Source organism: Burkholderia sp. AU17457, from assembly GCF_002223255.1.
Classification (GTDB): domain Bacteria; phylum Pseudomonadota; class Gammaproteobacteria; order Burkholderiales; family Burkholderiaceae; genus Burkholderia; species Burkholderia sola.
The window spans coordinates 805,632-818,664 of the sequence record NZ_NKFB01000005.1; the positions used below are offsets into that span (position 1 = coordinate 805,632).

Genomic DNA, 13,033 nt, shown 5'->3' on the forward strand with positions numbered 1-13,033 from the left:
GGCGCGGCAGTTGTGGTCGGACAGGCGCGCCACAGCGGGCCCGACTGCCGAGTTGCCGAGGTGTTGCCGCCGCACCGTTCGGACGGCGGAAGACGAAGCGTACGGTGCGACGTGCGGCCCGCCCGTGTTCACGACGACATTGCGTTACCGGCCCGCCGTCAATGATTGGAACACGTTACTTCGTTCTTCGGCAGCGGCGTGTCCTGCTTCGGTTCGAAATCGGCTTCGCGCATTCCCGACGGCGTCAGCGACACGAAATGCATCGCCGTGCCGCGCGCCGGGAAGCCGGCGACGCCGGTCGAGCCCCACGGAATCGGCGAGCGCTGCACGCCGCTCACCGCGATGTCCGCCGGCGCGAGCGCGAGCGTCAGCAGCCGGCCGTCGCGGGTCGGCACGTACGCGTGCGTGCCGGAAACACCGAGGTCCGATTCGCGCACCGACGCGGGCAGGCAATCGAGCGTCGCCGTGCGGCGGCCGTCCGGTGCGATCAGCATCGCGACGCCGCGGTCGTCCGCCGTCGTCGTGACGACGACGAAACGGTCGATCTCCGGCACATAGGCGGCCGAATACACGTAGTACTGGATCGCGCCGTTCAGCGATCCGAGTGTGTCCAGCTTCGCGGTGACCGGGTCGAACATCGCGTATTCGAGCGTCGCGTCCGTGCTGCCTTCGATGAATTTTTGCCACACCAGCAGCGCAGTGCGCGGCGAGCCCGCGATCACGGGCCACCATTCACGGCGGTGCGGCGCGACCGCGACATGGTTCAGCACGCGCCCGGCCGCGTCGTAGGTTTTCAGGTAGACGCCGTTGCCGCTGCCGAGGTTGTCGACCCCGCCGCCGTTGACCCAGTCGGCGGAATAGAACACGACGAAGCGGTCGCCGACCGTCGCGACGTGCCCCGAATGGCCGCCCGATTCGACGTCGTTCGGATAGGGCTTGATCGGCTTCAGGTCGCGGCGGTAGACGCCGTAGCGCTGGCTGACTTCCTGCGACGTGTTCCAGCCGTCCTCGAACGTGACGAAGATGTCGCCGCGCGCATTCTGCGCGATCGACACGGGCTCCTGCGCCTCGGGGCGGCTGATGAACGTGCGCACGCGCAGCGCGCGCCGCTTGTCGGGCAGCCATTCGCCGACGTACACGTCATGCGGCCAGTTGCCGCTACGCAGCGCACCGCGCGGCACGATGCCCGAGCTGCTGAAGAATACCCAGCGTTTGCCGTCGCCGGCATCGGCCACGCCGATGCCGTGCATGAAGCGCCGCGGGTCGCCGGTGTCCCGCGACGACGGGGCGCTCGACACGGTGACCGTATGCACGGCCGGCGCGCCGGCGAGGGCCGGCGACGCCGCGCCGATGCCGCCCGCGCCGCAGAGCACGGTCGCCGCCAGCCGCGTGATCGCCTGTACCGGGCGCGTTCGCCGCCTCATTCGACGGTCACCGATTTCGCGAGGTTGCGCGGCTTGTCGACGTCGGCGCCGCGCGCGCAGCCGACGTGATACGCGAGCAGTTGCAGCGGGATCACGTTGACGATCGGCGACAGCAGATCGCCCGATTCGCGCACGCGGATCAGGTGCGTGTCGCGGTCGGCGTCGATCTCGAGCTGATTGCCGGCCAGCACGTAGAGCCGGCCGCCGCGCGCACGCACCTCGGCCATGTTGGACTTCAGCTTCTGGAACAGGCGGTCGTCCGGCGCGATCGTGACGACCGGCATCGCGCTCGTGACGAGCGCGAGCGGCCCGTGCTTCAGCTCGCCGGCCGCATAACCTTCCGCGTGGATGTACGACACTTCCTTGAGCTTCAGCGCGCCTTCCAGCGCGATCGGGAAATGGATGCCGCGGCCGAGGAACAGCGCATTCTCGGTGCGCGCGAATTTCGCGGCCCAGCCCATGATCTGCGTTTCGAGCGCGAGCGCGTGGCCGATGCGGTCCGGCAGCGCGCGCAACTGCTTCAGGTGCGTCGCGACTTGCGCGGCATCGAGCCGGCCGCGCAGCTGCGCGAGCGTCAGCGTCAGCACGAACAGCGCGACGAGCTGCGTGGTGAATGCCTTGGTCGATGCGACGCCGAGCTCGATGCCGGCCCGCGTCAGGAACCGCAGCGGCGCGTTGCGCGCGATCGTGCTGGTCGCGACGTTGCAGATCGCCAACGACAGTTCCTGGCCCATCGCGCGTGCCTGTTCGATCGCGCCGATGGTGTCGGCCGTTTCGCCCGACTGCGAGATACCGACGACGAGCGTGCGCGGATCGGCCACCGTATCGCGGTAGCGGAATTCGCTGGCGATCTCGACCTGGGCGGGCACGCCCGCGATGCTTTCGAGCCAGTATTTCGCGGTCAGGCCCGCGTAGTAGCTGGTGCCGCAGCCGAGCAGCAACACGCTTTTCACCCGCGACAGCAGCGCGCGCGTGTTTTCCGTCGCGTCGAACAGCGACGGCGAGATCGTGTCGATGCCGGCGAGCGTGCTGTCGATCGCCTTCGGCTGCTCGAAGATTTCCTTCTGCATGAAGTGCTGGTACGGGCCGAGCGCGGCGTCGTCCGCGCGCGCCTTCACTTCGCACAACGGGCGCCGTGCGTCCTGCCCGCCCGCATCGACCACGGCGATGCGCTCCGGCGTGATCAGCGCGACGTCGCCGTCTTCCAGGTACACGAAGCGGTCGGTCAGGTCGCCGAGCGCCGCGCAGTCGGACGCGAGGTAGTTCTGCTCGGCGCCGATGCCGATCACGAGCGGCGAGCCGGCGCGCGCGGCGACGAGACGCTGCGGCTCGCGCGCGCCGAGTACCGCGATCGCGTATGCGCCGTGCAGCCGCTTGACGGCGCGCACCACCGCGTCGAACAGGTCGTCGCGATAGAGGCTGTGGATCAGGTGCGCGATGACCTCGGTGTCGGTCTGCCCGCGAAACGTGTAGCCGCGTTGCTTCAGTTCGGCGCGCAGCGTGTCGTGGTTTTCGATGATCCCGTTGTGCACGACGGCGATCGTGTCGCCCGACATGATCGGATGCGCATTCATTTCAGACGGCGCGCCGTGCGTCGCCCAGCGCGTATGCGCGATGCAGGTCTGTGCTTCGAGACCGAGCGTCAGCACGCGATCCTGCAGGTCCGTCACGCGTCGCAGCGTGCGTTCGCTGCGCAGGCGGCCGTCGCCCTGCACGGCGATGCCGCACGAATCGTAGCCGCGATATTCGAGCCGGCTCAGCGCATTGACCAGTTGCGGCACCTGATTGTTCAGGCCGCTTGCTCCGACGATTCCGCACATGATTCACCTCGTCTCCATGAAGTTTTCCGGCTGGCGCGCGACGCGCGCCAGCGCGATGTCAGAAGCGGTGCCGCGTCGCGCGGCAGGCGTCGCGCCCGGCGCGGCACGTCTCCGGCCGGCTATTCGCGGGGCTGCGGCTCGGCATGGGCGACCCATTCGATGCCCGAAATCGATCCGTTCGCATCGTGCGACGCGACGAGAATGCGCGTCGTGCGCCGCGCGCCGCGCCGGCGCTCGCTCGCGAACGCGGTCGGTGGCACCGAACGCACCTTCACGCTGGCCGAGCGCCGCATCATCTTCGATACGCGCAACCGGTACGCGAACGGATGCACGACGCGCCCCGCGATCAGCCACATGACGATCGTGCCGGCGATCAGCGCGATGCTCGTCACGTAGAACACGATCTGTTCGATCGGCATCTCGGCCTCGTTGAACGGCAACAGGTAGCGATACGTGTAGATGCAGATCGATGCCCATACGCCCCCGACCAGCGCGGGCCGCACGAGACGGAACCACGCGACGAGCACGGGCCCGACGATGCTGCCGCGTTCGGCGATCATGTCGCGCGGTGCGCGCAGGGAGAGGTCAATAATCGGCGCGTTCTTCATGTTGAATGCCTCGGTCGGGACTGACCCAAACGGCGCGCTTGCCGCGGCCCCGCAGTACGACGGCGGGCAGGGCGACGACGGTGGTGATCATGCTGATCAGCCAGAACGCGACGGGGTACCAGATGGTGTCAAGGAAGTACATCAGGAGTTTTTCGTCGTAACGACGATCGATCATGCTGCCGACGATCAGCTGCAGGATGCAGGTCGCGACCAGCAGCATCCCGTGCCAGTGCGGCACCACGGACACATGCCAGTTCGGCGGAAGCGGGTAGACGACGTCGATCAGCGCGAGCAGCAGGATGAACGACATCGAGTACGCCCATGCGATGCCGATCAGGTACTCCGCGAACAGCGGCCACATCATCATCTGCGTCGGCCGCATCAGCGTGCCGGCGTACTTCAGCAGTACCTGGATGCCGCCCTTCGACCAGCGCAGCCGCTGCCGGTAGAGCCCCGTGATCGTCTCGGGCATCAGGATCCAGCTGAGCGCGTGCGGCTCGTACACGACGCGCCAGTCGCGGCACTGCAGTTTCCAGCTGATGTCGATGTCCTCGGTCAGCATGTCCGAGCTCCAGTAGCCGACGTCGGCGAGCGCGGTCTTGCGGAACATCGTGATCACGCCCGACACCGTGAAGATGCGGCCGTACACCTGCTGCGTGCGCTTGATCAGCCCGACGATCGACGAGAATTCGCCGACCTGCATGCGGCCGAGCAGCGACGTGCGCGTGCGGATGCGCGGGTTGCCGGTCACCGCACCGACACCCGGGTCGGTCAGGAAGTGCTCGAGCATCCAGCCGATCGCATCGTGCGCGAGCAGCGCGTCGCCGTCGATGCACAGCAGGTACTCCGCGTTGGATACCGCGGCCGCGGTCGTGAGCCCGACCGCCTTGCCTTCGTTGCGCGCATGATGGATCACGAGCAGCCGCGGGATCTCGACGGCCAGCTCGTTGAGGATCTCGCCGGTGCGATCCTTGCTGCCGTCGTTGACCGCGATGATGTCGTAGTTCGGATACTGCATCCCGTTCAGATGGGCGATCACGCTGCGCGCGTTCGCGGCTTCGTTGAAGCAGGGCACGACGATCGAGACCTTCGGGATGCCGCTCGACGCGATCGTGCGCGTCGACAGCTCGCGGCCTTCCTCGAGCAGGAAGTAGTGCACGACGCCGCCGATCATCCACAGATACGACATGAAGAACGGATAGTAGAAGACGAAATCCTGCAGGCGCTGGATGAGGCTATGGGAGGTCATGGCGTCTTGGTTCCCTGCGCGTGCTGCATCTGCATCAGCGCGTTGATCGAGGTCGGGTCGAGGCGCGACTTCAGCGACATCACGTCGCGCATCGCGTCGAGCTCCGGCTGGCCGTTCAGGAAGTTGTCGGGGTAGTAGCCGAAATTCACGGCGCCCTCGCTGCGCAGCCGCCGCATCTGCGCGAGCAGCGTGCTGGCGGGCACGTCCTTGTGCGCGTGCCAGTCGTACGACTGCAGTTCGAACACGGTGCGCTGCAGCCCGCGCTGCTTCGTGCGCACCGCCTTCACGAGCTGGTCCAGCCAGCCTTCCGGGTCCTTCGCCTGCTCCATGTACGGCATCGCCATCAGCGCGACGTAGTCGTAGGCGGCGAGGAAATCGTCGTAGTTCTGCGCATACCACGCCTCCGATTCGGGCTTGAGCACCGGCATCGCGAAGATGTTGCGCGCGGTCAGCACGTCGCCGACGTTCTGGTGGGCCAGCACGATCTGCTCGAGCTGCCGGGTCATGTCGATCAGGTGGCGCGTCTTCTGGCGCGTCCAGCGCTTCATCAGGTCGGGGTTCTCGCGGATCTTGCCGACGTCGGCCGGCAGCCCCCATTGCGAATAGGTGCGCAGCGCATGCCGGCCCGCGTCTTCGTAATCGTCGAGCGCCGCGTCGTCGCCGAACAGGATGCCGCTGAACGACGCGTGCTTGCTGAGATCCTCGTAGATCTGCTGGATCATCAGCCGCGCATCGGGATCGAACGGGCTCAGCCGGAACACGCGCGTGCCGTTCTCGCGGGCCGGCGCGCCGCCGAACGCGCTCACGGCCTCGAGGCCGCGCTGCTTGTCGGCCGGCGGCCGGAACGCGAGCACCGGCATCCATGCGTACACCTGCACGTTGGCGCGCGTATTGAGTTGCCATGCGGCGCGCGAGAACAGGTCGGAACGCATCGGCAGGTGCCGGTTCGGGAAATACACCGCTTCGGCCACGCCGGTGCCCTTCGGGTCCGCATACGCCTGCAGGTACACCGATTTCGGCTGCATCCGGTAGATGCGCTCGATCAGCTTGCCGAGATTCGCTTCCTGCCGCGCGGGATCGGGATCGTAGACCTGGTCGAGGTCGACCTGCACGGTGCGCTCGGGCACGTCGACGTCGCCGCGGTTCGACGCCGGTTCGCGCATCGAGCGTTCGAATCCGCCGATGTCGACGTCGTACATCATCAGGATCCGTCTCAGCCGGTCGAGCGGCACGTCCGGCGTATTCGGGCCGGCGTCGAGGCTGAACTGGACGTCCATGCCGAGCGACGTCGAGATCTGGCGCACGGGCTGGTTTTCCGCGCCGTACGGCCACACCATCGAGCGTGCGACGATGCCGGTGCGTTCGCGGATCTGCCGTACGCACGTCTGCAGGTCGTCGTGCACGCGTGCGTGGAACTCGGCGTCGGTCTCATAGCGTTTCTGGTCTTGCAGGTAGAGATGCGACGTGGTCGCCGGCAACTCGTTGCCTTGCGGATTCGCGATCGCGCCGTGATGGAGGTTGTGCGTGTGGCAGCCGAGCTCGACGAATTCCGACTGCCCGAGCTTCTTCACCTCGTCCCACGACAGGAAGTAGTCGCGCGGCACCTGAACCTTGTCGCTGATGCGGATCGGCGTATCCGGCGGGGTGTCGATCCATGCGGTGACGAGACCCATCACGGCCGGATACTTGAAGCGCTCCAGCAGCGGCAGCACTTTCGTATAGTGGCTGCGGAAGCCGTCGTCGAACGTGAGCAGCACCGAGCGCGGCGGCAGCGGCTTGCCGCCGTGCCGCGACGCCTCGATCTGCTTGACCGTGATGGTGTGGTAGTTGTTGGTCTGCAACCACGAGAAGATCGCGGTGAGCGTGCCGGTGTCGACCGCGAACGGATCGACCACCGCCGTCGGCGACGAAAACGACGCCATCAGGTTGTCGCGCACGTCGTGCATGCAGATCACGCGAAACGTCTTGCCGTCGGCCGGATCGGACGGCGGCAGCAGATCGATCATCTTGGCGCCGGTCACGCCCGGGAACAGCGAACAGGCGGCAAACGTGCCGAGGCATCCGCACATGAAGGTCCGTCTGGATTGCAGCATTGCCCGATCTCCTTGCTAGAACGGCAGGTTGAGCGACAGGAAGCCGGTTTCGGAGCGCTCGCGCTGGCCGTCGTATGCGTGACTGCTGACCTCGACGCCGTAGCTCAGCGTGATGTCGTGCTTGAACGTCCACGCATGCTCGAGGCGCGCGCTCCACAGCGGGCTGGTGCCGAAGCCGCGCTCGTTGTACACGCCGCCCGACACCGACACGCGCTGTTGCAGCCCCATGTCGCCTTTCTTCCACAGCGTCAACTGATGCATCACGGTCGCGGCGGCCGCGTAGTCGCGACCGGGGCTGAAGTAGGGCGCGTCCCGGCGCGTGTTGCTGTCGGTACCGAGATTCAGCGAGACGTTGACGAGCTGGTTCGCGGCCGTGTACACGCGCTGCGTGGCGGTCGCCGCGATCTCCTGGTGGAAGTTCGAATCGCTGTAGCGGCTCACGCCGTAGCTCAGCCTGACCTGGCGTCGGTCGTTCTGGCGATACACGACCTCGACGTTGGCGGAGCGGCCCCAGATGTGCGCGGCATATGCCTTCCACGGCAGCGAGTTGTCGTTGGTGTCGAGCCCCGCGCTGACCGTCCAGTAATCGTTCAGCGCGTACGCGATCGTCCCGCGGCCGCCGGTTCGGCCGTCCCCGCCCATCGAGCGTGTGACTTCGCCCAGCACCGTGAGCGGCCCGTGCCGGTAGTCGCCGCCGATGCCCGTGCGCGTGCGGCTGAGGTTGCCGTCGTCGGTCTGCGCGAAACCGTAGAACGTGTGCGAAAACACGCGCCAGTTGTCGCCGAACGGTTGCGAATACACATAGCTGTCCGACGTGAAGCTGTTGTTGGCCAGTGCGCTGTTGCCGTGCTCGAAGCTTAGGTCGGTCGTGAACACCGGGCTGCGGTACGCGTTGTAGTCGCGCTTGAAGCCGCGCACGGCGCCGCTGTCCGGGAACGTCGTGCCGAGGGTCTGGTCGACGGTCTTCGCGGTCGCGTAGTCGTCCGCCACGAGCGATGCGCGGCCGAGGCCCGCGAGCATTTCGACGCTGTCCGGGTGATCGGTCAGCGACGCGCGATACATCGAGATCGCCTGGCGCGGATGCGACTGGCCCGACACGGCGTCGGCGTGCGCGGCGCGGATCTCCGCGTTGAACGGCACCTGCTTCTCGAGTTCTTCGAGCGCGGCGATCCCCTGGTCGACATGCCCCGTGAAGATCAGGTATTGCGCACGCAGCCGGTAGTAGCGCAGGTAGTCGCTTTCTCCCGGACCGACGTTGGTCACCTGCTTGGCCGGCGGCAGCGACTTCTCCATGTCGTCGAGCACCTGCTTCGCTTGCGGCGCGCGTGCCTGGTCGACGTACGACCAGAACAGCCCTTCCTGCAGCTCGATCGGACGCGTGCGCGCGCCGTACTGGAAGCCGCGGGTCGCGCGGTCCGTCGGCGACGCGGTCGCCTGCTGCAGCGCACGCGCGTAGACGGCGTTCGCCTTGGTCGGCTCGCTCAGGTACAGGTAGGCGTCGCCGACGGCCGCCAGCGCGTCGATCGAGATCTCCGCGTTCGACGGAATCGTCTCGAACGTTGCCACGGCCGGTTTCATGTCGCCGCGTGCCGCAAGGGCGACGACCCGATCGCCCGCGAGCGCCGTGCGGACCGGCGTGTACTCGGGTGTGGCCGGCATCCGCTTGTCGAGGTCGTCGGCCGCGCGCAGCGCGTTGTCGAGCCCGTCGAAGCGGTCCGAACTCGTCATCGAACGAGACTTGTCGCGTCCGCCGCGCACCTGCTGGCGAATCGACAGTTCTTCGAGTTGCGCGATGTCGACGGCGGAGAACGCATCGGGCCGGGCCTTCGCTTCGTCGAGCGCCTTGACCGCGCCGCCGCTCGCCGCGAGGCCGAACACGTCGTTGCGTACCGTCGCGACGTCGGCTGTGCGCAGATTCGGCGCTTGCGCATTCGGCGTCTCTACGTCGGGCCCTTGCGATCGCTGGATCGGCTCGCCGGGGAGCTGCGCGCCGGGCGACTGTGAATTCGGTTGCCGGGACGACGGTGGTTCGGCGCCGGATGGCTGCGTCATGGGCGTGGGCGAATTCGGCATCGGCGTGCCGGACGCCTGCGCGGTGAGTGTCGGCGTAGGCGGCGGTGTGGGCGGTGCGGTGGTCTCGGTTTGGGCGGGCGGCTGCGGTGCATCCGACGTCCGCGCGCGCGGCGCCGACGTATCCGGCGGCGCGGTGTCGAATGCCTGCGCAAGCAGCATCGGCGCATTCGACGATGGCGCGCTCGGCTGCGGCGCGTCGGGGTCGACCACGACCGTGGTCGGCATCGCCGGGTTCGATCCCCGGGCAGATTCCTGCGCGATCTGCATCGACGCATCCGACGCCTGCGCGATCGGCGTCGGCGCTTGAGGGGGCTGCGCACCGTAACCCTGGGCGACCTGCGGCTCCGCGTCGCCTTCGGCGGCAAGGCCCGGGCCGGACGCGACGAGCAGGCACAGCAGCGGCGCATGCAGGAGGATCCGCCGGCTCGGCGGAACGACGGTGGTGCATTGTTGTTGACGATTGTTAGCCACGGTGTCTCCTCACTTTGAAACGTTCACCTCGGTTGCACGCCCGACGGCGTGCGTCGCCGGGCGGCGAGGCCCGGCGGCATTCGCCTGGTTCACAGGCGATTGCGGATCGCTTGTCCAAGCAGCGCGCGCGATTCGCTGTTCTTCGGGTCGATGGCGAGCGCACGACTCGCGTTTTGCTCCACACAGCTCCATTCGTCGATCTGTGCGCACCAGCGTGCCTTGGCCAGCGCGCGGGCGCTTTCCAGCTCATCGTGCGTGACGCTGGTCGCTTCCATGTGCGACGTGCCGGCGAAATACGATTGCGGTTGCTGTTTCGGCACGGGGTCGGGGCGTTTTCTCGTGCGCGCCAGCGCCTGCGAACGGGACGTCCGGTGCGCGTCGCCGGGGCGCGCCGTGCGCCTGGCGGTCGACGCGGCGTGCGGCTCGGCCGCGAGCCTTGTCGCCGGCACATGCGCGGGGCGCATGGGTTTCACGTCGGAACGGGCCGTCGTTTGCGGCGATACGGGCGGTTCGGCTGCGGCCGACAGCGCCGGCGTCGCCGAGGCAGACCGCGGAACCGGCCCGGCCTGCGCGACCGTCGCCGTCGCGCCGGCGGGCGCTGCGGCGCCGGACGCGCCGCCGGTTGCCGCCACGATGAACTCGCGGTACTTGCCGGCGGCGTTTTCGATCACGCCGGCGATATCGTGCGTCACGCTCGCATGGCCGATCCTCGCGTCTCGCTCGACATACGCGAAGGCGCCGAAGATCGCGGCAAATGCGGCGACGCTGAGCGCCGCATTCTTTCCCGGACCCCACGAGGGTTTCGGCTCACGGGCGGGCGAGTCGTCCGGTCGTTCTGCACGAGGCATTCAAGGCTCCTTGATTCGATACGTTCGACGAATGACGCGATCGGCGCGACCGTCACCATCGCAACTGCGTCGTGAGCGTGCCCGTCTCGACGATCGCGAACTGGGTTGCTCCCTGATAAGTTCCTTCGACCCGGTAGCTCGCATCCGGCACGCTGAACAGGCAGCGCGACCCCGATGCATTGAATTCGACGAGCACGCGCCCGTGCCGGCGCAGGCGCACCTGCACGTTGGAGAGCGGCTGTCCGGTGCTCCCCGCCACGAACGACACGCCCAGGTTGTACGGGCGTCCGTCAGGCGGAAGCGGCGCGGTACCGTCGATCCGCGCGTCACCGCAGATATACGAAATCACGTACCGGTTCGCCCCCGGCCCGGACGCCGGCGACGGGGCCGCCGGTGTCTGCGCCATGGCGTTCATGCACAGCGTGGAGATGGCGACGCACAGGAAAGGGCGAGCACGCTGTCGAAGCGAAGGTGACATTGCAATCTCCCATCCGGAACCAATGACACGCATCGATTCCTGTCTAATTTGCCAACGTTCTTTTTGCGACACGCTATTGATACACGATGGTTTTTGAACCAACAACCGCGTGTGGCCCGAATGGGATGAGGTGAAAGATCCTATCTAAACAGGATAAAGAAGGATTGGTGAGGATTTCTTAATACTGAATAAAGGCGATATTGCCGAACATGAAAATTGCTCGCCGGTAGCGATGATCGAGCACGCTTTGAATCATGTCGGAGGTATCGACTGTGGTACCGAAAAATAACGACTGATAAAAGAAAGTATTGCGCCTGTGTTCAGGCCGGTTCGATGAAGGTCAGGGTACAGGCCGCGAATTGAGAAATGAGGGTGCGACGTTTTTGATGATTGCGGCGGTTACAGGTAAATGGAAACTTGTGTAACAAGGTATTTCTGTCTGGAAAATCGGGCTGAATATTCTTACTTAATACGGAAAACAGTAAAAAATACGACATGAACCGCAAACGTTTGCGCTTTTATCGAGATCGCTTGCAAGTCGGCAAGGGTTTTATGGAACCCGGCGGGATTATCGATTTCTATCGAAACAACGTGCATTCGCGCCGCGGACGTTCACGGCGCGAATGCGCGGTCAGCGGCTGCCGCCTGCGCTTCGCCGCGCGCTGCGCATCGCCGGCGCGACCGCCTCTTCGGTGCCGATCGCACCGTCGAGCGCCGTGCGCGGCCGGTTCATGATATAGGCCCACAGCTGTTCGGCCGCGAGCCCGCGCTTGCGCGCCGATCGGTACAGGCGGATTTCGAGCTCGGTGATCCAGTCGCCGGTGCCCGCGCACACGAGCGTGCCGTCCGCGAGCTCCTTCGCGACACAGCTTTCGGGAAGCCAGCCGATGCCGTGCCCGGCCACGACCATCCCTTTCAGCGCCTCGGACATGTGCGTCTCGAAACACCGGTGCAGCACGTACGGCTCGGTCGCGTTCAGCAGCAGCATCTCGACGATGTTGCCGAGAAACGCGCCCGACGAATACGCGAGCAGCGGCAGCGGCGCATCGGGCGTGCCGGGCAGCTGGAACACCGGCTTGCCGCGCGCGTCGGGCGACGACACGGGCAGGATCCGCTCGACGCCGAGGCTGACGAACGGGAAGTGGTTCGGATCGAGCACGATCGGCAGTTGCGGGTGGTGATAGCCGAGCAGCAGGTCGCATTCGCCTTCGACCAGTTGCTGCACGCCCTCCGGCACGTTCACCGCATTGACGCGGGCGGTCACGTGGCCGACCTCGCTATTGAGCTGCTTGAGCCATTCGGGAAACAGCGTGAAGACGAGCGTGTGCGCGACGGCGAAGCGCACGACCTGGTCGCTCGCCGCGAACTGGTCGTAGCCGTTCACGAGATTGCGCGCCGCATACATGCTGCGCAGGATGTCCGCGGCGAGCCCGCGGAACATCTGGCCGGCGGGCGTCAGCGCGACCGGATTGATGCTCCGGTCGACCAGCTTCGCGTCCATCCAGGTTTCGAGGGCGGCGATTCGTCTGCTGAACGCCGACTGCGTCAGGTGCCGGTGACGCGCGGCCCGGGAAAAACTCTTGGTATCCGCCAGGCTCAGGAAATCTTCCAGCCACTTTGCTTCCATTTCGATCTTCGCTTTTTATAGTCGGGCGCCTGAAAGGCGGCGCCGTCTGCTGCACCAACGTTCTAGCGTACCGCGCATCGCGCCGGTCGGGCCGATGTTTTTTTTCGATCGGTGTCAGTCGAAATATGCATGGGCGTTGTCGGCGGGATTACGGCTGCATAGCGTTGAGGGGCCGGACCGGTTAACCGGACGGTTCACCGCGTCGGACCGTCCCGGCCGCCCGGACGGCGCTTCCCCAGGGTCGGCTGCGCCGTGTGCGTGCCGGCCCACCCGTTCACGGCCGTGCCGGGGGCCCGGCTCGCCGTTTTTGGTGCAGTGCAGATTGCACATTCGTGACACGCG

The 13,033-nt window shown here is 66.5% G+C and carries 9 protein-coding genes; all 9 read right to left on the bottom strand.

Annotated elements, in window-relative coordinates; translation table 11 throughout:
* Positions 1-158: 158 nt before the first annotated feature.
* The 9 genes from CFB49_RS20915 to CFB49_RS20960 all read right to left on the bottom strand — a co-directional run bounded on the left by CFB49_RS20915 (position 159) and on the right by CFB49_RS20960 (position 12,691).
* Positions 159-1,424, bottom strand: a complete 1,266-nt coding sequence (locus CFB49_RS20915; RefSeq protein WP_089492204.1) for a hypothetical protein — start codon at positions 1,422-1,424, stop codon at positions 159-161.
* The gene (gene glmS / locus CFB49_RS20920) at positions 1,421-3,244 is read right to left on the bottom strand and encodes a glutamine--fructose-6-phosphate transaminase (isomerizing) (protein WP_089492205.1); all 1,824 of its coding nucleotides are present in this window, start codon (positions 3,242-3,244) and stop codon (positions 1,421-1,423) included. Before glmS ends, CFB49_RS20915 begins: the two co-directional genes overlap by 4 nt.
* A 119-nt stretch (positions 3,245-3,363) precedes the next feature.
* The gene (locus CFB49_RS20925) at positions 3,364-3,852 is read right to left on the bottom strand and encodes a Biofilm PGA synthesis auxiliary protein PgaD (RefSeq protein ID WP_069618313.1); all 489 of its coding nucleotides are present in this window, start codon (positions 3,850-3,852) and stop codon (positions 3,364-3,366) included.
* Positions 3,830-5,101, bottom strand: a complete 1,272-nt coding sequence (gene pgaC, locus CFB49_RS20930) for a poly-beta-1,6-N-acetyl-D-glucosamine synthase (protein ID WP_069618312.1) — start codon at positions 5,099-5,101, stop codon at positions 3,830-3,832. Before pgaC ends, CFB49_RS20925 begins: the two co-directional genes overlap by 23 nt.
* On the bottom strand, positions 5,098-7,191 hold the full coding sequence (gene pgaB, locus CFB49_RS20935; RefSeq protein ID WP_069618648.1) for a poly-beta-1,6-N-acetyl-D-glucosamine N-deacetylase PgaB: 2,094 nt from the start codon (positions 7,189-7,191) through the stop codon (positions 5,098-5,100). The genes pgaC and pgaB overlap by 4 nt, the downstream gene beginning before the upstream one ends.
* Before the next feature lie 18 nt (positions 7,192-7,209).
* On the bottom strand, positions 7,210-9,738 hold the full coding sequence (gene pgaA / locus CFB49_RS20940; RefSeq protein ID WP_089492206.1) for a poly-beta-1,6 N-acetyl-D-glucosamine export porin PgaA: 2,529 nt from the start codon (positions 9,736-9,738) through the stop codon (positions 7,210-7,212).
* An 89-nt stretch (positions 9,739-9,827) separates the two neighbouring features.
* A complete protein-coding gene (locus CFB49_RS20945; protein ID WP_089492207.1) occupies positions 9,828-10,586 on the bottom strand; it encodes a hypothetical protein in 759 nt (252 codons plus the stop codon).
* A gap of 52 nt (positions 10,587-10,638) precedes the next feature.
* Positions 10,639-11,064, bottom strand: a complete 426-nt coding sequence (locus CFB49_RS20950) for a hypothetical protein (RefSeq protein WP_069618309.1) — start codon at positions 11,062-11,064, stop codon at positions 10,639-10,641.
* 631 nt (positions 11,065-11,695) lie between these two features.
* The gene (locus CFB49_RS20960; RefSeq protein WP_069618308.1) at positions 11,696-12,691 is read right to left on the bottom strand and encodes a LysR substrate-binding domain-containing protein; all 996 of its coding nucleotides are present in this window, start codon (positions 12,689-12,691) and stop codon (positions 11,696-11,698) included.
* Positions 12,692-13,033 lie beyond the last annotated feature (342 nt).